This window comes from Dialister sp. CAG:357 (assembly GCF_000435155.1).
Classification (GTDB): domain Bacteria; phylum Bacillota; class Negativicutes; order Veillonellales; family Dialisteraceae; genus Dialister; species Dialister hominis.
Genome location: NZ_FR896379.1, coordinates 1 through 19,228, shown reverse-complemented (window position 1 = coordinate 19,228; position 19,228 = coordinate 1). Strand labels below are relative to the sequence as shown.

Annotated in this window: 23 protein-coding genes; 16 read left to right on the top strand and 7 right to left on the bottom strand. The window is 50.3% G+C overall.

Annotated elements, in window-relative coordinates; all coding sequences use genetic code 11:
* Positions 1-237 precede the first annotated feature (237 nt).
* From M3200_RS02285 to fliB, 3 genes are read right to left on the bottom strand one after another with little or no spacing between them, the layout of a single operon-like run.
* Positions 238-984, bottom strand: coding sequence for a nucleoside phosphorylase (locus M3200_RS02285; protein ID WP_022381922.1), 747 nt, complete (start codon positions 982-984; stop codon positions 238-240).
* 15 nt (positions 985-999) lie between these two features.
* Positions 1,000-1,971, bottom strand: a complete 972-nt coding sequence (locus tag M3200_RS02280; protein ID WP_022381921.1) for a glycerophosphodiester phosphodiesterase family protein — start codon at positions 1,969-1,971, stop codon at positions 1,000-1,002.
* Positions 1,964-2,860 (bottom strand): flagellin lysine-N-methylase, encoded by an 897-nt coding sequence (gene fliB, locus M3200_RS02275; protein ID WP_022381920.1) that lies wholly within the window; start codon positions 2,858-2,860, stop codon positions 1,964-1,966. Before fliB ends, M3200_RS02280 begins: the two co-directional genes overlap by 8 nt.
* A 296-nt stretch (positions 2,861-3,156) precedes the next feature.
* Here fliB and M3200_RS02270 point away from each other — a divergent pair, with 296 nt between their 5' ends.
* Positions 3,157-4,596 (top strand): class I adenylate-forming enzyme family protein, encoded by a 1,440-nt coding sequence (locus M3200_RS02270; RefSeq protein WP_022381919.1) that lies wholly within the window; start codon positions 3,157-3,159, stop codon positions 4,594-4,596.
* A 221-nt stretch (positions 4,597-4,817) separates the two neighbouring features.
* Here the strand turns inward: M3200_RS02270 and M3200_RS02265 are convergent, their stop codons facing one another.
* On the bottom strand, positions 4,818-5,231 hold the full coding sequence (locus M3200_RS02265; protein ID WP_022381918.1) for a peptide deformylase: 414 nt from the start codon (positions 5,229-5,231) through the stop codon (positions 4,818-4,820).
* A 127-nt stretch (positions 5,232-5,358) separates the two neighbouring features.
* On the opposite strand from M3200_RS02265, the gene M3200_RS02260 reads away from it, so the two are divergent.
* The gene (locus M3200_RS02260) at positions 5,359-5,913 is read left to right on the top strand and encodes an NAD(P)H-dependent oxidoreductase (RefSeq protein WP_022381917.1); all 555 of its coding nucleotides are present in this window, start codon (positions 5,359-5,361) and stop codon (positions 5,911-5,913) included.
* A 290-nt stretch (positions 5,914-6,203) separates the two neighbouring features.
* Here M3200_RS02260 and M3200_RS02255 read toward each other — a convergent pair whose 3' ends face one another.
* Positions 6,204-6,704, bottom strand: coding sequence for a hypothetical protein (locus M3200_RS02255; protein WP_022381916.1), 501 nt, complete (start codon positions 6,702-6,704; stop codon positions 6,204-6,206).
* 689 nt (positions 6,705-7,393) lie between these two features.
* On the opposite strand from M3200_RS02255, the gene M3200_RS02250 reads away from it, so the two are divergent.
* The 4 genes from M3200_RS02250 to M3200_RS02235 all read left to right on the top strand — a co-directional run bounded on the left by M3200_RS02250 (position 7,394) and on the right by M3200_RS02235 (position 10,087).
* Positions 7,394-8,122: a sulfite exporter TauE/SafE family protein gene (locus M3200_RS02250; RefSeq protein ID WP_022381915.1), complete on the top strand. Its 729-nt coding sequence runs from the start codon at positions 7,394-7,396 to the stop codon at positions 8,120-8,122.
* Between the two features lie 134 nt (positions 8,123-8,256).
* Positions 8,257-8,622 carry an ArsR/SmtB family transcription factor gene (locus tag M3200_RS02245; protein WP_022381914.1) on the top strand — a complete coding sequence of 122 codons (366 nt, stop codon included), beginning with the start codon at positions 8,257-8,259 and terminating at the stop codon, positions 8,620-8,622.
* A complete protein-coding gene (gene arsB / locus M3200_RS02240) occupies positions 8,619-9,677 on the top strand; it encodes an ACR3 family arsenite efflux transporter (protein ID WP_022381913.1) in 1,059 nt (352 codons plus the stop codon). The genes M3200_RS02245 and arsB overlap by 4 nt, the downstream gene beginning before the upstream one ends.
* Positions 9,674-10,087 (top strand): arsenate reductase ArsC, encoded by a 414-nt coding sequence (locus M3200_RS02235; RefSeq protein WP_022381912.1) that lies wholly within the window; start codon positions 9,674-9,676, stop codon positions 10,085-10,087. The genes arsB and M3200_RS02235 overlap by 4 nt, the downstream gene beginning before the upstream one ends.
* Positions 10,088-10,136: 49 nt before the next feature.
* Here the strand turns inward: M3200_RS02235 and M3200_RS02230 are convergent, their stop codons facing one another.
* Positions 10,137-10,529, bottom strand: coding sequence for a hypothetical protein (locus M3200_RS02230; protein WP_288178084.1), 393 nt, complete (start codon positions 10,527-10,529; stop codon positions 10,137-10,139).
* Between the two features lie 123 nt (positions 10,530-10,652).
* Complete coding sequence (locus tag M3200_RS02225; protein WP_022381910.1) at positions 10,653-11,087, bottom strand: Rrf2 family transcriptional regulator; 435 nt, start codon at positions 11,085-11,087, stop codon at positions 10,653-10,655.
* 112 nt (positions 11,088-11,199) lie between these two features.
* Here M3200_RS02225 and M3200_RS02220 point away from each other — a divergent pair, with 112 nt between their 5' ends.
* From M3200_RS02220 to M3200_RS02175, 10 genes are all read left to right on the top strand, one after another.
* A complete protein-coding gene (locus M3200_RS02220) occupies positions 11,200-12,168 on the top strand; it encodes an SIR2 family NAD-dependent protein deacylase (RefSeq protein ID WP_022381909.1) in 969 nt (322 codons plus the stop codon).
* Between the two features lie 3 nt (positions 12,169-12,171).
* Positions 12,172-12,381 (top strand): hypothetical protein, encoded by a 210-nt coding sequence (locus M3200_RS02215; protein WP_022381908.1) that lies wholly within the window; start codon positions 12,172-12,174, stop codon positions 12,379-12,381.
* Between the two features lie 57 nt (positions 12,382-12,438).
* A complete protein-coding gene (locus M3200_RS02210; protein ID WP_022381907.1) occupies positions 12,439-12,999 on the top strand; it encodes an SIR2 family NAD-dependent protein deacylase in 561 nt (186 codons plus the stop codon).
* A 71-nt stretch (positions 13,000-13,070) separates the two neighbouring features.
* On the top strand, positions 13,071-13,616 hold the full coding sequence (locus M3200_RS02205) for an HD domain-containing protein (protein ID WP_022381906.1): 546 nt from the start codon (positions 13,071-13,073) through the stop codon (positions 13,614-13,616).
* Positions 13,617-13,963: 347 nt separating this feature from the next.
* Positions 13,964-14,206 carry a hypothetical protein gene (locus M3200_RS02200; RefSeq protein WP_022381905.1) on the top strand — a complete coding sequence of 81 codons (243 nt, stop codon included), beginning with the start codon at positions 13,964-13,966 and terminating at the stop codon, positions 14,204-14,206.
* Positions 14,207-14,617: 411 nt separating this feature from the next.
* The gene (locus tag M3200_RS02195) at positions 14,618-14,830 is read left to right on the top strand and encodes a hypothetical protein (RefSeq protein WP_022381904.1); all 213 of its coding nucleotides are present in this window, start codon (positions 14,618-14,620) and stop codon (positions 14,828-14,830) included.
* A gap of 294 nt (positions 14,831-15,124) precedes the next feature.
* Positions 15,125-16,267, top strand: a complete 1,143-nt coding sequence (locus tag M3200_RS02190; protein ID WP_022381903.1) for a hypothetical protein — start codon at positions 15,125-15,127, stop codon at positions 16,265-16,267.
* 12 nt (positions 16,268-16,279) lie between these two features.
* Positions 16,280-17,209, top strand: a complete 930-nt coding sequence (locus M3200_RS02185; protein WP_022381902.1) for a hypothetical protein — start codon at positions 16,280-16,282, stop codon at positions 17,207-17,209.
* 12 nt (positions 17,210-17,221) lie between these two features.
* Positions 17,222-18,217: a ferredoxin gene (locus M3200_RS02180; protein WP_022381901.1), complete on the top strand. Its 996-nt coding sequence runs from the start codon at positions 17,222-17,224 to the stop codon at positions 18,215-18,217.
* Positions 18,218-18,585: 368 nt separating this feature from the next.
* A complete protein-coding gene (locus tag M3200_RS02175) occupies positions 18,586-18,846 on the top strand; it encodes a hypothetical protein (RefSeq protein WP_022381900.1) in 261 nt (86 codons plus the stop codon).
* Positions 18,847-19,228: the final 382 nt, after the last annotated feature.

Sequence of the window (19,228 nt, the reverse complement as noted above, 5' to 3'; positions counted from 1 at the left end):
ACGGGGAAGTATGCCTTTGACCTTGCCCTGGAAGGGAAGGTGTCGCCGGAGGCGACGGATGAGTTGCATTTCCTCAGCCGCAGGCTGGTTTACCGGTTTATTTGGGGGCAGTCTCTAAAAAAGCGAAGCATCCTTTTAGTTTTTAGGTAGTCCATTTGTATATCTATGTTAGATAAACCCTCTAATCGAATATATCAAAGCAAAAAGGACCCTGGCGGGTCCTTTTTCAATTCATTCTTACATTCCCAGTACGGCTTCCATGGCGAGTGCGAGGGAGGCGTTTCTGCTGTCTTTTCCCCAGTTTCTTTCATCGTGCCTCATGGAGGCTAAGGTGTCTGCGGTGAAGAGGATCTGGGCGAAGGTCTTTCCTCTGAATCTGGCGCAGGCGGCAAGGGCGCTGCATTCCATATCGACGGCCTGGCAGCCGGCTTCTTTCACCTGTTCGATCTTTTCCTTCGTTTCGCGGAAGAAGGCGTCGGTGGTCCAGACGGTGCAGGGCATGCAGGGGATATTTCTTTTGGCAAAGATTTCCTCTATATGCGCGAGCGGTTCTTCATCGAGGACGATGGAGTCGGATTCGGGGAGGTAGTGGAAGGAGGTGCCTTCGTCCCGGAAGGCTTCCTTAACGGGAAGGAAGGTGTTCTCGGGAAGGTCGGTGAGGGCGCCGCAGCAGCCGACAGTGAGAAGTTTTTCAGTGCCGTAGGCAAAGAGTCTCTCTTCCATGAGGACGGCAGCCGGTGCTCCGGCCGGGGCCTGGATGAGAGTGACTTCTTCTTCTCCTATTTTTACGACCCAGACGGGAAAGTTTTTTGTCAGCGACATGAATTTCCCTGCCTGGTATCCTTCGTGCGCTTCGGCGAAGGACTGGATATGTCTTTCAGAAAGAAATGCCATGACGGCGTATTCGGGAAGGGCAAGGCCCAGTTTCTCAAAGCCGGGGCTGATAAGCCCTTCTTCCGGATCAAAATCAGTGAAAAGCGGCATGAAAACCTCCTTATATTACAGCATGGTGCCTTCGATGTGGTACGGGCTTTCAGGCGAAGGCGAAAGCGGACGGAGGGGGATGCCCCTTCGTTCCAGAAGCTCTCTCAAGATCCACGGGCGGTCGGAAATGATGCCGTCAGCGCCTTTTTCAATCGTTTCAAGCATGTCGTTCCTCGAGTTCACGGTCCAGGGCAGGATTTTCATGCCCAGTTCATGGGCTTCGTAAGCATCTTTTTCCGTGAATTCCCGGAAGTTCGGCGAGAGGATATCAGCTCCCGCTGCATAGGCGCAGGCGGCGATGTGGCCGTCGTAGTCGTGGATAGAAAGGCCTGCCAGCCATGGCGAAGGCTCTCTTCTTGTCATATGGATCGTATCCCCGTCGACGGGACTATCGGGGGACAGCTGGTAGAGGGCGGACGTCCGGATTTCCGGGGCCTCATCCTTCATGATGCGCAGCGTCCTCCAGTCGAAGGACTGCAGGATGACGCGTTTCTCCATCTTGTACTTGCGTACGATGCGGAGAAATTCGTCGACAAATTTGTGCGGGTCCGCATTGTTCTCATAGAAAGGGCTCTGCGGATCCGGGTACGATTTCGTTTCTATATTGAATTCCGTTGTGTTGTGGCCGGTATCGACCGCAAGCTGGAACATTTCTTCAAGCGTCGGGATTTTGGCGTGGAGCGCAGTCTGTGAGCCGTGAAGGCCGAAGTACTCGCTCTCCGGGTTGATGGCGCCAACGTCAAAGGACTTGATTTCCTCGATGGTCATCAAACGGATGTCGTAGATGCCCGTCCGGAGGTACGAACCGTGGATATCTCTTGTGATATCCGGATTCAGGACCGGATTGTGGCTCATTACGATGCCGTCTCGCGCGAGCTGCATGTCGCACTCGATGTTGGCTCCGATTTCCATGCCATAGAGGTAGGAATACAGTGCGTTTTCCGGGCGCGCGTCTCTCCCTCCGCGGTGAGCCTGGAAATCAAACATCTTTGCCTTCCTCCTCTGCATTGGCAATCAGGTTCAGGAGAATGGCAGGATTTTTCGTGTCATACTCGACCTGCTCCGACCAGCGTGCGGCTGAGCGGATCGGATCGTCCGTCAGCGCCGCTTCAAGGAAAATGTATTCGGCGGCGTCGCGGGCAAAGTCCGAAACGGCTGCCATGCCGTACGCATCTGATTCATCGAGCGCCCGGTACCAGATGTATTGGTAAAGGCGGTTGAAGAAGTACGGATCATATTTCGAAAGGTAGGCCCTGGCCAGGCGGATGAGCGAATCCGTCTTCCTCGTAATGAGGGACAGGCGGTCCGTCCATGCCTCGTCGATCGGCTCCGTTTTTTCGAGACGCGAAAGGACTGTCTTCACGCGCTTTTCCTCAAGGCTCGGGCGGAAGACGTAGGCAGATGTCTGCATGTCCCAGCCGAGCGCATTCACGAGGTCTTCGAGCGAATAGAAGCCGTCGGCCTTGTCCGCGCGGAAGGTGAGCGAGCCTTTTTCTTCCATGATCTGCTCGACGGTCCTTTCACAGGAAAGCCCTGTCCCGCAGAGTTCCCAGTCGTCGATGTACTTGAAGAAACGCGGGTGCATCTTGCAGATGTTGCAGAGATAGTCGTCGCCCTTTTCAAGGACGAGGCGGCAGAGCCCTTCCTTGGTGAGGAAATGGCAGTATCCTTCATCATTCAGTTTGAAACAGGTGGACCCGTCTTCACTCTTCTGCATCCACTGGGCCAGTTCTTCGCCAAGAGGCCCTTTTTCGCTTCGGTAGCGTGCCTCACTGTCGGGATCGATATCGATTTCCCAGATCTGGCAGCAGGTATGACTGCAGGCATCCGCCTTGCACTTGAAGTAAGGGAAAAACACCGGATAGATTGACAGCATAGAACCCTCCACGATTTCAACTATTTCAACGCATTACGATTTCGATTCATAGTTATATATATATTATAATGCAGCGCCCATCGGCACTCAACGATAAATATCAAATTGTCACCCTGAAAACGGGCGATTTTGGCCGTTAACATTGAGAACGGACGCGGAAAGGTCTATAATAATACAAATACGGCCTATTATACGAGAAAAGAAACCTTTCCGGGAAGGGAAGATGCGGCCGGTGCAAAGGCTGCAAAGACGGCCGATTCCGCCTTGCGGAAGGTAATTTCAGAGAGGTGACCTGGATGTTTGTACATGAAATGATCAACGGAGCGGATCCCGCCCATATAGCCCTTGACGGCGACGTAGAAATCACATATGGCCAGCTGGCCGAAACCATCAGAAGATTCAGAAATCTGCTTTACAGAGAAGGTGTCAGGAAAGGCGACAGAGTCGGCCTCTACTGCGCCAACCGCCCTGGTTTCATCTATACATACATGGCAGTCATTTCCCTGGGAGCCATCATCATCCCGATCAACAATTCCCTTGTCGACCGCGAAGTCGATTTCATCCTGAAGGACTCCGGTTCCAAGCTCGTCGTCTCCGATGTGCCGCTGACCGTTTCCTGCCGCGTCATCGACCTGCATGATTACGACTACGAAGCCAAGGACGGCCCGCTCGAAGAAGCACCGCCATTCCCGTCTGATCTGACAGAAGACGACGTTTGCGCCCTCGTCTACACCTCCGGCACGACCGGAAGCCCGAAGGGTGCCATGCTGACGCACAAGAACCTTATTTCCAACGTGGAACAGTTCACCAAACAGGTCATCTTCATGCCGGAAGACAAGGTCCTCTGCATCCTGCCGATGTTCCACTGCTACGGCCTCACCACTGTCGTGAACTCCAGCCTGTACCATCATTCCACGATCGTCATCCTGCGTTCCAAGAGCCCGTCTGAAATCATAAATACGATCGTCGAACACTCTGTCACCATCGCCATCATGGTTCCGCCGATGTACAACCTGCTTGCCAGAAAAGGCGAACCGTCCGTCATGGAAACCGTCCATGATTTCATCTCCGGCGGCGCATCCATCCCGCAGCCGGTTGCCAAGGCATTCTATGATCGCTTCGGCAATCCTGTCCGCGAAGGATACGGCCTGACAGAAGCATCCCCGGTCGTCAGCGTCCTTCCGGAAAACAAGCCGAAGTACCTGACCAGCGGCCCTGCCGTACCGGGCGTCGAAGCTATGATCCTCACTGAAAACGGCGGCCCGTACGTACCGGGCACCGTCGGCGAACTCTTAGTCCGCGGCGACAATGTCATGAAGGGCTACTGGAACAAGCCGGAAGAAACGAAGAAGGTCTTCACCGAAGACGGCTGGCTCAGAACCGGCGACCTGGCTTACATGGATGAAGACAGCTACATCTACATCGTAGACCGCCTGAAAGACCTCATCATCGTCAACGGCGAAAACGTCTATCCTGGCGAAGTCGAAGACTGCATCTATGAAGTCGAAGGCGTAGGCGAATGCGCTGTCGTCGGACATCCTGATCCTTTGAGAGGACAGGCAGTCTGGGCTTATGTCGTCATGAAAGACGGATACGAATACGACGAAAACAAGATCCGCAAGTACATAGCAGGCAACATCGCCACTTACAAGATCCCAAGACGCTTCATCCCGATGGACGCCCTCCCGAAAAACGCAACAGGCAAGATCCTGAAGAGAGCACTCAGAAACGGATAATCAATAAAAAAGAGGCTGCAGCTATTGCTGTCCCCGTTAGGGGAAAGTGGCGCGCATGCGCCGAAAGGGGTTCATTCTCTAGGGAGATGAAGCATCCGTCAGGCGCTCAGACAAATCCAATGCATGTAGATGCTGGATGATCCTCTAATGAAATATTCCAATAGAAAAAGTGGTTAGGACAAAATGGTTACACATTTTGTCCCAACCACTTCTTTTTCATTTCAGATCAAAATCCCATGCAGGTGGTCGATTTCGTGCTGGATGACTTCTGCCGTAAATCCCGTGAAGGTCTTCGTCTTCTTCCTGAAGAGGGAATCCATGAACTTGACCTCGATCTTGTCGTACCTTTTGCAAGGGCGGCGGCCGTCGAGGGACAGGCAGCCTTCCTCGGCATCATACGGGGCAGGGGAGGTCTTTAAGATTTCCGGATTGTACATGACGACGGACTTATTTCCCTGACGGAAAACGATGACTGCCTTCGTGCTCCCGATCATATTGGCGGCAAGGCCTGCGCAGGTATCGAGCTTGCTTTCCAGCGTATCGACAAGGTCCCTTCCGACCTGCCAGTCGTCCTTTGTCGCCGGTTCTGCCTTCCTCTGCAGGAAAAGAATGTCTCTTACAATATCTTTTATCATAGAAATCCCCCTATATCCAAAAAACTGACACTGTGTTATAATACTATTATATTGAACATATTAAATGTAAAGATACCTTTACATTATAGTATCAAATAAATCATATTTCAGAAAGAAGGATTCAATTATGGCAAAAATTTTAGTTATTTCCGGACATCCGCATCTTGATCAGTCTCTGGCAAACCAGACTATCCTCACCGAACTCAAGAATTCCGGCCTCGATATCACCATCGAAGACCTCTCCGAAATTGGCTGGGACTTCGACATCGAAGCTGAAAGAAAAGCTGTCGTAGACGCAGATGCTCTTGTATTTGAATTCCCGCTCTACTGGTACTCCTATCCGGCACTCCTGAAGAAATGGGTCGAAGAAGTCCTCGCTCACGGCTTCGCATACGGCACCGGCGGAACAGCTCTGCAGGGAAAGGATTTCTTCATTTCCAGCACCACTGGCGGCCCGGAAGAATCCTACAGCCATGAAGGCCCGCAGAACCATCCGATCAGCGAATTCTTCTTCAACTTCGATCAGCTCGCAACATTCACCGGCATGAAGAAGCATGAACCGATCATCACCTACGGCTGCATGTACGTACCAGGCCTTTCCACCGAGGAAGACAAGCAGAAGATCGTAGATAACTGCAAAGCAAGCGCTCAGAAACTCATCGAAGAACTGAAAAAGATCTAAAATGATTTGATCATAAGAAAAGGGGCTGTGACAAAATCCAACAAAATGCTGCTTTTGCTTTTCCTCGAACGAAGTTCGGTTTAAGGGTGTTAACCTTGCTCCGAAGGAGAAGGTCCCGGCGAAGCCGGGGAATACAGTAGTTCTCGAGCAAAGCGAGGTTTTGAGGTTTTCAGATAAAACAGATAGATAAATATGTTGGATAATCCCCAAAAATCGAATATAACAATGCACAAGGGGCTGTGGCAAAATGATTGCACATTTTGTCATAGCCCCTTTTTTATTTCCATTTTTTACATGGTGAAGCCGTTCGTCTGATCGCTTGTCTTGTCCAGACGGCGTGCGATGTCATCATAGTATTCCTTCAGGTGGAAAACAAGAAGGTCGAGCGACGTGCGGACGACGGACGGATCGAAGCGTTCGTCGCGGGATGTCACGCAGACATCGAGGAATACATTGTCATCCCGCTCGACGGAATATTTCACGATCGCATGATGGCCGTTCAGCTGGTTGATATAGTCCAGGAACGTCTGGCGGGCCGGCCCCTTCGGGCAGGTGCCCAGATGCACGCGGACGAGAAGGTACATGCTGTTATTCGTAATGACAGCCGTCACGACCTTGTGGCTTGCGCCGGCCGGCAGCGCTGTCATGAAAATCACCGTATCAAAAGAGTCATGCACATCCTGACGGCGGAAGAAATTCAGCCCTTCTGCCTTCATATACTTTTCGAAAGCATCCGCTTTCAAATTCTTATGCCGAACCCCCTGCGGGAACGGAGTCACATTATCTGCCATAAAAAACCTCCAAGCTCAGTAAATTCATTAAGTATTACATCTATTATACAGGATACGGAAGAAATAGCCAAAAGAGCGTAATCGGTCCCGTGATTTCCAGGAATGCTGCAGGTGCAGGTAATACCACTTCAGGCGTTCGAAGTCTTTTCTGCAAAAGCAGTGGGGAAGGAAATCGCGAAAGCCTTTGCCCGGCAAAGCTCTGGAAGCAGGCAGATGGCAGCGAGAAGGGGAAATAATCCTGCCTCCAATTCCTTACACTTTGTTCTGCATCTTCATGATGAAATAAGGTATAAGTAGCAAACGATATAGTCATAGAAATATTCTATAGCTATCACTTTTTTATACATTATGCATAAAGGTTTTGAACGCCCGGTCAATTTTCAAAACACTTAAAATCATGGTCATTTTGAAAAAAGCTCGATTGTATCGGATATAACTCAAACTCATCCAAAGACTTTCAGATGAGTTTGAGTAATAGGACAGCTGCTTAAAACTGTATAACCTAATGAGATTGATATGCTATCTTGCTATGACTTAAACATATCAATAAATAGAGAATGGTCAAGCCTACTATACAATTCGAAAAAAGAGAATATAATGGAAAACATACAAGTTATCGGGCTTCCAGGATACGAGAAATCCCAAGCCGAATATTAAAACAAAGAAATGTGGTGAACGAGATGGATCTTATGATGCTTCCAGAATTTGTAAAATTAGCTCTCTTTATGGCAGCCGTATTTATTTCAAATATAATACAGGCCCTGACCGGATTTGCCGGCGTGATGCTCTCCATCCCGCCGACCATCCTCCTCTACGGACCAGATATGGCCAAAGCGGTCATAAATGTCATCTGCTGGCTCGTATGCGTTCTGCTCATGGTGCAGAACCGCAAATATATCAACCCGAAGGAACTTTTCCGAATCGTTGCCTTCATGCTCGTCGGCATGGCTATCGGCATTCACCTCTACAACGTCGTGAACCAGGCCATCCTCGTTCCTCTCTACGGCGGAATCATCGTAGCCGTTGCACTGAAGAACCTCTTCATGAAGCAGTCTAATTCCTCCCTCCCGGCATGGATTGCCATCCCGGTACTCCTCGGAGCAGGAATCATCCACGGCATGTTCGCTTCCGGCGGCGCCCTCCTGGTCGTCTACCTGGTTGCCACCTTCCGTGACAAAGACTCCTTCCGCGCCAACGTCGCTTCCGTATGGTCGATTCTGAACCTCGTCCTGATGTTCAACGACTACTCCAAAGGCCTCTACAATGCGCAGTTCCTCCAGCTCCTGGCACTCGGCGTCATTCCGCTCGTATTTGCCATCTGGCTCGGGAACAAGATTCATGACATGATCAACCAGAAAATGTTCAACCGCCTGACTTACTGCTTACTTCTCGCAGCAGGCAGCATGATCCTGATCTGATCAATAAAAAATGGGAATAAAAAAGAGCAGCTCGCTATGGGCTGCTTTTTTCATGCTCTTTCTTCATATCGATACGTTGACAAGCGTGAATGTATGCTCTATACTTGCCATATATCACAAGAGGGGGGTTCGAGATGGATTATAAAAACGATGTACGGATCATAAAAGCGCTGACGGATGAGAACCGTCTGGCGATTCTCCATATGCTGCAGGACGGTTCAAAATGTGCCTGCGTTATTTTAGAGGAACTGCACATCACGCAGCCGACTCTTTCGCATCACATGAAAATCCTCTGCGATACAGGCCTTGTCGATTCCTGCAAGTGCGGGAAGTGGATGTATTATTCGCTGTCGCTGGAAGGCGGCAGGACGCTGCGCGCACTGGTAGAGCGGTACACCATCAGCGAAGAAGCCTATGCGGATTACAAAACCTGCGAGTCCTGCAGGGATAACGGAGCAGGGAATCCCTGCCAGGATGACGGAAAGGAAGCCGTGAAATGAGCCAGGAAAAACAGGAAGGCATCAGCTTCTTCAACTGTTACCTGACGGTCTGGGTATTTCTCTGCATGGCCGCCGGCGTGCTTCTTGGTAAAGCCGCACCGTCCGTGACGGCCTTTCTTGGAAATATGACGATTGCAGGGATTTCCATACCGATCGCCATCCTCATCTGGGTCATGATTTATCCCATGATGATGAAAGTCGACTTTGAAAGCGTCAGGGAAATCGGGAAGAATCCGAAGGGCCTCATCGTCACATGGGTCGTGAACTGGCTCATCAAGCCGTTCACCATGTACGGCATCGCCAGCTTCTTCCTCTTCGTCGTATTCAAAGCGTGGATCGCGCCCGACATTGCGACGCAGTACCTTGCCGGCGCTGTGCTCTTAGGCGCGGCTCCCTGTACGGCCATGGTCTTCGTCTGGAGCTCTCTGACAAAAGGAAATCCGGCATATACCGTCGTCCAGGTCGCAACGAATGATCTCATCATCCTTGTCCTTTTCGTGCCGATCGTGAAATTCCTCTTGGGCGTTTCCCATGTCGAAGTCCCGTACAGCACGCTTTTCTTAAGCGTCCTCCTCTTCGTCGTCATTCCGCTTGCCGGCGGCATCCTGACACGTATCAGCGTCATCAAAAGCCATGGCAGGGAGTACTTCGAAAAGACCTTCATCCACAAATTCGACAATGCGACGACCATCGGACTTCTCCTTACGCTGATTCTCATCTTTGCCGGCCAGACAGAAGTCATCCTGTCGAATCCGCTGCACATCGTCCTCATCGCCGTGCCGCTCATTCTTCAGACGTTTCTTATCTTCTTTATCGCCTATGGCGCCTGCCGCATCCTGAAGCTGCCCTATGATATTTCCGCTCCGGCAGCCATGATCGGCGCATCCAATTTCTTTGAACTCTCCGTGGCCGTCGCCATTGCCCTTTTCGGCACGACGAGCCCTGCCGCGCTGGCAACCACCGTCGGCGTGCTGACAGAAGTTCCTGTCATGCTCACCCTTGTCCGCATCGCCAATTCGACGCAGGACTATTTCCCAAAGAGGAAAACAAGATGAATAAAAATAAGCCGAAAGTGGCTTTCCTCTGCACGCATAATGCATGCAGAAGCCAGATCGCAGAAGCCCTGGGAAGAAAACTGGCGGGAGATGCGTTCGAACCCTTTTCAGCGGGTACGGAAAAGCAGGATCACCTTGACCCGGGCGCCGTCAAATGGATGAAAGAGCTGCATGGCGTAGACATGGAAAAGACGCAGAGGAGCAAGACGCTCAGGGATATCCCGGCGCCGGACATCGTCATTCTCATGGGCTGCGGCATAGCCTGCCCGGCCATGAAGGCCGCTTACGAAGAGAACTGGGGGCTTGACGATCCTTCCGGGAAATCCAGGGAAGAATACGAGAAAACTATAAGAATCATAGAACAGCGCATTCTGGACCTGAAAGAGAAAATCCAGAAAGAATGGAAATAAAAAAAGAGCTGAGATGAAATGCCCGCACATTTCGTCTCAGCTCTTTTGTTTAATAAAGGTAGGGGAAGACGTCATCCTGGTCCTGATCCTGATCATCGGGTTCATCGTAGTAGATCTGATTGCCAACGACCTGTGCGTGGCTGCCATCAGAGCCAAAGATGTTATTGCCTACCGCCTGATAGGATCCGCCATTGCTGTCGAAGGTCGTATTGCCGATGGTCGTGTATGAAACGCCATTGCTCCCATAGACATAATCTCCGACCTGTGTATAGGAAGTACCATCGGAAGAGTACGTCGTATTTCCGACGGTGGTATAAGAATTGCCATTGCTGTCATACGCTGTATTGCCTACGATCTGAACGTAACCGCTTGCCGCCGAAACACTGAAGGCACACGTGACAGATAAAATGCCGGCCAAAACAATCGCTTTTAATTTCCGCATGTAAGACACCCCGCTTTGAAACAAACAGATATGCATAAGATCCTGTAATTACTATTACTTTCATTATACGATTCTGCCAGACGGAAGGAAAGGCGGGGAGGCCCCGGCATCTTGCGCCGCTGATCAGAGTCCCTGCTTTTCCAGCCGTTTTTCGTACTGGTCCAGGATATCCTGCATGCTGATGGAGGCCATTTCCTCTTCGGCCTTTTTCTGCACCTGGTCGTAGCAGTCGCGGATGACGAGCTGGATATTGACACCCACGCCGCATTCCGGATTTGTGTGCGTGTCCTGATGCAGGAGGGGCTTGTCGCCTTCGACGGCGCGGTACACGTCCAGAAGGGAAATGTCCTTCGCATCCCGGGAGAGAGCCGGCTTGGCGTGGCCTTTGACGCTGGTCAAAAGTCCTGCGTTTCTAAGCGATGACATCATCTGCCTCACGAAAGCAGGGTTCGTTTTGACGCTTTCTGCGATGGCCTGGCTCGTCAGGCTTTCCTTCGCGTTCAGCGCAATGAAGGAAAGAATGTGGACGGCATCGCTCACTTTTGTCGAGTATTTCATGGGAATCGCTCCTTTGCTGTATATTAAATTATAACAACAGATTGACACGATAGCAAGAAATCTGTAGTATATGGGTGTAAGAATAATATTTACAGCAATAAGGAGAACAACCATGAGCTTTTATGAAGATCTTGTCATGCAGACACAGATGAATTTCCAAAAATATTACGGTATTTACAGAAGAGGCGGTACGCCCTACGAGCTGGCCGGCCCTTCCAAGCTTTCCATGGATGAGAAAATTGATCGTCTCGTTCAGGAAATCCGCGATGCGGACTGCATCATCGTGGGCGGCGCTTCCGGCCTTTCTGCGGCTGGCGGCGGCAATTTCTACTATGAAAACAACGATTCCTTCAAGAAATACTTCGGCAAGTTCGAGGAAGTCTACCACTTCAACGGCGCCTTCGACGGCATGTTCCGTCACTGGAATGACCGTGCGGCTTTCTGGGCATTCCTTGCGACATTCCTTCATACGACGCTCACTGCGCCCATACGCGCGCCGTACCATGATCTGGACGCCCTGCTCAAGGGTAAGGATTTCTTCGTCATCACGACGAACCAGGATACGCAGTTCATCAAACTCTATCCGGAAAATAAAGTCGCAGAGCTGCAGGGCGACTACCGTTTCTTCCAGTGCGCCTCCTGCTGCCAGGATGACACGTGGGATGCCGTGCAGCCGGTAGAAGACATGATCCGTGCCATGGGAGATGGCATCAAGATCCCAAAGGGCATGATTCCGCGCTGTCCGCACTGCGGCGGCGAAGCCTTCCCCTGGGTCAGAGGATACGGCAATTTCCTGCAGGGAAAGAAGTATGAAGAACAGTATGAAAAGGCATCTAGCTACATTGCATCACACAAGGATGCAAAGATTCTCTTCATCGAGCTCGGTGTCGGCCGCATGACACCGATGTTCATCCAGGAACCCTTCTGGCAGCTCACCATGGGCCTGCCGCATGCGAGGTACATCGGCGTGAACAACCAGTTCGACTTCCTTCCGCGCCAGATCGAGGATAAGGGCATGACAATCCTGGGAGATATTGCAGAAGTCCTGACCGCGGCTGTCAAAAAGAAAGGGGAGGAGTAAGAAATGGATTATCAGGCAATTGCAGAAAAAATTAAGCAGGCCGACGCTGTCCTGATCGGTGCCAGCAACGGCCTTTCCATTACTGAAGGGCTCCATATCTTTGCGGACAATAAAGCCTTCGAGGACCTCTTCGGCGATTTCGAAAGGAATTACGGCATCACCTGCCTCCTTCACGGCATGACGGCCCACTGGCCGACCGAATCGGAGAAATAAGGCTTCTGGAGCCGCCTCATCCACCATTACTGCGCGGAATATGAAGAGACGCCTGTCATGAAGGACCTCCGGGATATTATCGGAAAGAAGGACTACTTTGTCCTCACCTCCAATGGCGAATGCCACTTCGAAATGAGCGGCTTCGATCCGGAGAAGATGGATGAAATCGAAGGAAACTGGCTCACCATGCAGTGCCGGGCTGCCTGCCATGACACGCTTTATCCCGTCCTTGAAAAAGCAGAGGACATGCACAAGGCAGAAAAAGACGGCCTTGTTCCGGGCGATCTGACTCCGAAATGCCCGAAATGCGGCTCTCCCATGGACATCCATATGATGGGCGCCGCTGACCGGTATGTGTCAGACGATGGCGACCAGCGCCTCGGCGCATTCCTTGAAAAGTATCATGGAAAACGCCTCGTCATCCTGGAACTGGGCATCGGCTGGAGAAACCAGCTCATCAAAGGCCCGCTCATGCGCCTTACCGCAGCGGAACCGAAGGCCTCCTACATCACCATCAACCTTGGCGAAGTCTACATCACGGAAAATATCAAGAACAAATCCTACGGCATCGACGGCAAGATTGCTGACGTACTGAGAGAAATCAAGAAAGCCATGTAAAAGAGGGCAGGAAATGAATTCCGCAAGGAAGCGTTTCCTGCTTTATAATAGGTAAGAAAGGAGCTGATTCCATGAATATTCCTTCTACCATCGCATCCGATTATGTCCGCTGGCGCAAATTCCTCCATGACAACGTGCACTTCCTCATGAAGGAGAGCGAAATACACACCGAAGAACACTGCGCCCGTGTCCTTCTCTTTGCCCTCCTCATTGCAGAAGAAATGAAACTTCCTCAAGACGACCGCGAAGCCCTCGGCGCCGCTTCCGTTTTTCACGATTCCCGCCGCATGGAAGACGGCTACGATACCGGTCATGGCGACAGGGCCGCTGCGTATTACAGGGAATACTGCCAAAAAGGAGGTCTTGCCTACGATCAGCGCGTATTCGACGTCATGAGCTACCACGACAGGGACGATCCTGTCGGCATCAAAGCCATGAAACAGAAGAAGCCGCCGCTCAAGGACGAGATTCTCCTTTATAAAATATTCAAGGACGCCGACGCCCTCGACCGCTTCCGCCTGGGTCCCAACGGTCTCGACCCAAGATTCCTCCGAACCAAAGAAGCCAAAGGACTCGTATCCTACGCCAGGAAAGTATGGGAAGAGAGCAAGAAATAGCAGACTAAAAGAAGAGCAGCCATGTGCCGCTCTTTTTTTGTTTTCTTGAAATGGACACCCGCGAAGTAAAGAATAAATCTTACAAAGTGTCAGTTAGATGCGAATGTATTTCGTTTATTAAGTATACATAGAAAAAGTTCTTTATAATCGTTCGAATCATGGTAGACAATTATCTAGAATTGCTACATAATATCGTCAATTTCATGGGATTTCCTGAAAGAAATAATTGATTTGACAGCATAGATTAAAATGATATAATTGAGAAAATTAGATATATAGGTATCTATATAGATTTCATGTTAGCAGCCATGCCCGGGGAAAGGCATGGAAGAGATGGAGGTTTTAACATGGGATGGCGGAGGATAGCAGGAAGGATCGCGAAAGTAGGAGCGAGATTTAAGGGAGAGCCAGAGACAAGGTACCAGAAGATCAGGTACTACGAAGAGGAAGCGGGGATTTTCAATGACCGTGAACTCATCGATATGTACAAGATCAGCGAGCAGACTTATCAAAGGACACAGCATGAAGAAGACGGCTGGTGTGCCTGCGGCTACAGAAATGAACTCAAGAAACGCGGTCTGACCGACTAACAACAATTGAATAGCAGACAGAAAAGCCCCACGGCAGAGCTGCGAGGCTTTTTGCATGGGGAAAATGGATTGTCCCGTAAAAGATATCAGTTTCCTCTATCTCCTTTGAAATCTGTAAAAGCACATTCAAAAATATAAATAAAGTATTTCAAAAATAGAGTATACACAATAACAGGCAGTTTATATTTTATGGAACTCACGCGGAAGCGTTGTATAAAATAAAGCTATACAAACCCCGAAAACACCGGTACTTTTGAATATATTTAAACATTGACATAAATAAAAATAGTGATAAAATAATAAAGTATTTATAAAGAAACGGTAAAGAGAAGTTTCGAAGTGCCGTGCAGGGCAGAATGATGGAGTAAAGAAAGGAGGATCTGCAAGGGGTTCTGGGGAGCGATTGAAAGCTTGAAAAATGAAGGATGGAAGGAAAACAAGGGTAAGGAACAAAAGCTGGAGTACTATCAAAACGAGGCACGCATCTTCAATGACCGTGAGCTCGTACAGATGTACAAGGTCACCCGTGAACAGTACAAGAAGACACACCACGAGGAAGACAAATGGTGGGCCTATGGATATAGAAACGAGCTGAAAAAGAGAGGAATCCTCTCAAGGGACTGATGGAATAAGGGGCTGTGGAATGCACATATTTCCACGGCTCTTTTTTTTATGGCTGCGATTTCCAATTTCTTACAGAAATTATTAAAAAAGTATTTCATAGTTTAGAAATGCAGGCAGGAAGGCATCCTTTCTTTTCGGGGATTTCTCTATGTCTTTTATGCACAAAAACATAGATATCTTGGTACTTTTATGAATTGGAAGCAGGGTTATTAGGCTTGTATAATTAAGATAATAAGGTATCGCAGGAACTGCTTATAAAATGTCCATTTGTTATAAAAAAGCAAGGTGGAGACCATGGACGAAGAGAAACGGGAGAAAACAGCACTGGGGGCTGCAGAAGAGGGAGTGGATGCGGCAGCACTGGTATCATCATCGGAAGCGATAGGCCATTTCCATGCGAAGGCAGATCTTAGGATCCGCGGAGATTATGCCGGAGCGAACAGGAAACTCTATTGGGCTTTCCTGCGTGCGAATGCCGCTAAAGGCGCGAAGACGGAGTGGGAGGAACTGACTTCCATGAAAAATCGTCTGAGCACAGGGACAAAGCTCACACGAGGGGCGCATGCGGCCAATGCGGAGATAGAGCTTGGCAAGAAAGTCGCCCTGAAGACTGTCCAGAAAGCAGGCGGAGAGTTTTACAAGGGAGCATCCCTGACAATCCGCATCGCAGCTCCTGCCCTGATTATCAAAAGCTGCATGCAGGCGGCCGATGTCATCATGGGGAAGAAGGATGCTGATGATGCGGCCAAGGATATGGCTAAGACCGTCGGGACGATCACGGCAGCCGGCGGTGCTTATCAGGCAGCACTGACGATGACAAGAGGGACGACGAGCCATCTGGTCAATACGCTCCTGCGCTCGAATGTAGGCGTCCTCGTTTTTCAGGCGGGCATTGAGCTCAGCCAGCCTTTGAAGCAGTACGTGAACGGGGAAATCACCGGGCAGAAATTTGCCCAGGATGCCGGTTACCGCGTCACTTCCCTTGCCGCATCATGGGAAGGTGCTGAATGCGGCGCTGCTGCAGGCGCCATTCTGGGACCGCTCGGCATGACCGGAGGCGCGCTTCTTGGCGGCATGATCGCATCGATTGCCATGGGCCTTACGGGGAACCAGCTTCTGGCGGGCGAGGAATCCATCGAAGTGTATAACGAAAAATCCGAGGCGATTAATGAAATCTATAAGAAGGTCGAAGAAATCATCCGCAAACGCCAGGATGAATACCAGAAGATGACCGAAGAAGAGCTTGCTCATTTCGATTCCGTCATGGGGGATGGACTTCATGAAATCTTCACCGGCGCCCTTTCCTCAGATACAGACTATGACGCTGTCACGAAGGGCATAGACAAGGTCCTTGCTTACTGGGGAAAGACCGTCCTTTTCCATTCCAAGGACGAATACAAGGCGCAGTGGGATCAGCCATTGATCCTGAAATTCTAAGGGGGCGGCATCATGATTCCATCAATCGTAGGTGCAGGAATTATCGGGAAATTTCTTTACGATATCAACGAAAGCCACAGCATGGAGGAGGAAGCCGAAGAAAAACGGCTCGAGGCCATTGCCAGGGAAGCAGAAGGCTGGCTCCTCCAAAAACAGGAAGCTGACCGCATGCAGCGCCGGCTGAATAATATCGTGCGGAAACGTCAGGCCATCATGGAGTACACGCTTCCCCGGTTCGTCAAAGTCTACGGGAAAATCCAGACAGTCCTCTACGAATCCCTCCCGCCTGCCGTCATCCATACGACGGATCTGGCGCGCATCGGGGACCTGCCGGTTTCGGCAATCGAGTCGTATGAGGGTCTCAGCAGCAATGAACTCGCTTCCACATGGCTTCTCGAAGGCCCGGTGAACTTTGCGGCCGGCGGCGGACTTGAAATCGGCGCCGCTGCAATTGGCGCAACGGCCGGCGTGACGCTTGCCTCAATCGCTGCTTCCGGCGGCATCGCATTTCTGACCCTTGGCGTGGGTGCGTCCATGAAAAAGGATTCCGAAAGAGCCCTCATTGCAGCCGGCAGGCAGATGAGAGCGGCCAATGCCGTCTATGCCCAGGCAGAAAGCCATGCGCAGATCTGCCGCGCCATCTGCCAGTTCGCAGACAGGATCGCAGAAATCACCGCCGCCATGAACCTTCTCTTCACAAGAGCCATTGCTGCCTGCGACCAGCTGATTCAGGAAAAAGGCACGGAGAAATACGCTTACACCGACGAAGACGTCAATATCCTCATGACCTGCGCCAATCTCGCCGGCGCCGTCTGCACCATTTTGACCGTTCCCATCATGGACAGCCAGGGCAAGATTGCAGAAAACGGACAGGAACTTATAGCCAGCGGGGTGGAACTCCTCACCGAAGCCCAGTTCATGTGCCTCGAAGCGGGCATTTAACGGGAGGGAATCATGAAACGAGTCATCATTGGAGAAAAGTGCATCGGCTGCGGCATCTGCCTGCACAATAAGAAATACATAGAAGAAACGACAGACGGCATCGCCCGGGCCATCCCGGGAATGATGGTCACGGATAAAGACCTTCCCGACCTGGAAGAAATAGAGAGAATCTGTCCGATCCATGAACTGCACCTCTCGCCACTCAAAAAGGAAACCGCCGATTCGCGCGTCCTTTCCGAATCAAAGGAACGCCTTCTGGAAGAAATGAGAGATTTCAGGGATCATTTCAAGCTGAAAAGACCGGAATTCCATCCCGATCCCGGGTATGACATCACCGACCTTCCGCTTGATTATGACTATCCGGAAGAAACATTTTCCTCCTGGGACGACGCAGACGAGGCTCTCAGGAAATGCTTCAAGAACCATGCCTATGATGAAGACATCCGCAGCATGATGACCAGGCAGATCCTGGCCCGCTACAAGGCAGAGCGCCTCAGCGCCTACTACCTCCCGGCAGACAACCCGTGGAACTATTTCTACGAGTACAACAAAGAAGCGCAGGACCTCCTCGGCGCCGTCTATGCCAGATGGGATGCCGTCTCACCCGATGAAAGCGACCCGCCCGAATCATGGAAGGAAATCCTCGTATCTCCCTCGGCGGACGAGACCTGCTTCAGCGATTTCGAGACCTCCGCATGGGGCATGGATGATTTAGAAGAAACCGTTGAGGACAGTGTAAGAAGCAGCAGCGATGAGCCGTACTCCCATGCCTATGAAATCAAGGAACTGAAAGAGGATACAGGATTCTTCCGCTCCAACGGCGCCTACGTCATCGACCAGTACAAAGCCCTCGTCGATGAATACGGCAAAGACCTCATTCAGGGAATCAATGAAGGGATTTCCAAAGACATCAAGTTCGACGACATGTTCAAGAAAGTCTTCGATACCTATGAAAGAGACATGAAACACGCCATCGACGAGAAAATAAAAGAACTTGAAGAGAAATAGACCGAAAAAGGACAGTAACGAAATGACTATACATTTCTACTGTCCTTTTTGCATGCCTTATAAAAAATACAGTATCGAACTATTAAAATTTTATTTCGTTTATTACATATGCAAAAGATTCCTAAATCAATGACATTTTCATGTTTAGCGATACCTCTTCGGACATTCGTATGTCTCTGGAAATGGAAAATCTTCGCTTTTGCCGCACTATTTCGAGAGATTTCGCATTACTTTTCGCGATTTGACATAAAAATCCACTGTGCTACAATGATAGAGAATATATAAACGAATCGTTAAAACCGTATGTTGGGAGTTTTGCATGGGAGGCAGGGCTGCCAGAGCGGAAAAGGATGGGAGGGTAGAGCAGGATGAGCGTTTTGGATGCAGTGGGCAGCATCGCAAGATTTTGTGTAAAAAGCGTAGAAGAAGGTTTCTCTGAAAAGGCAGATATCATCAAAGACTGTCAGGCAGAAGCGAAATGGTATGGCAATGAAGAACTTTTCGTCGTCTATCAGGCAGCCATCCGGAGGTACAACAATACCCGCAAGGAAAGAGATAAGTGGTGCATCTGGGGATACGGCCGCGAACTCAAGCGCAGAGGCCTCATCTGCGATAACGGTGAATACTAATAAATAAAGCTCTGGCGGAACGGAACCGCCAGGGCTTTTTGCATGTGAATCAAGGAAGACCGCATCTTACGCCTGCCCGTATTTCCCGATAAAATCGGATAGGATATAATGGCGGGAGAATCACATTCGTATCGCAGTTTGTTCATAAAGGGAAGGCGCGCTATGAAGATGAAATACCGGGAAATCCGATCGACAGGACGCTGCCTCATCCAGCGAAGGCACTAACTGCCCAAGGCACCTTTTTCCCTTTTCACCGCGAACCCATCATCCCTTGGAGGCAAAGCCCCATTTCCACAAAGGAGCTCCCTATGAAATCACTCGATCACGTACGACTTGTCATTGATTACAAACCTGAAGTCCCGTGAAATTATATCTATTTCGG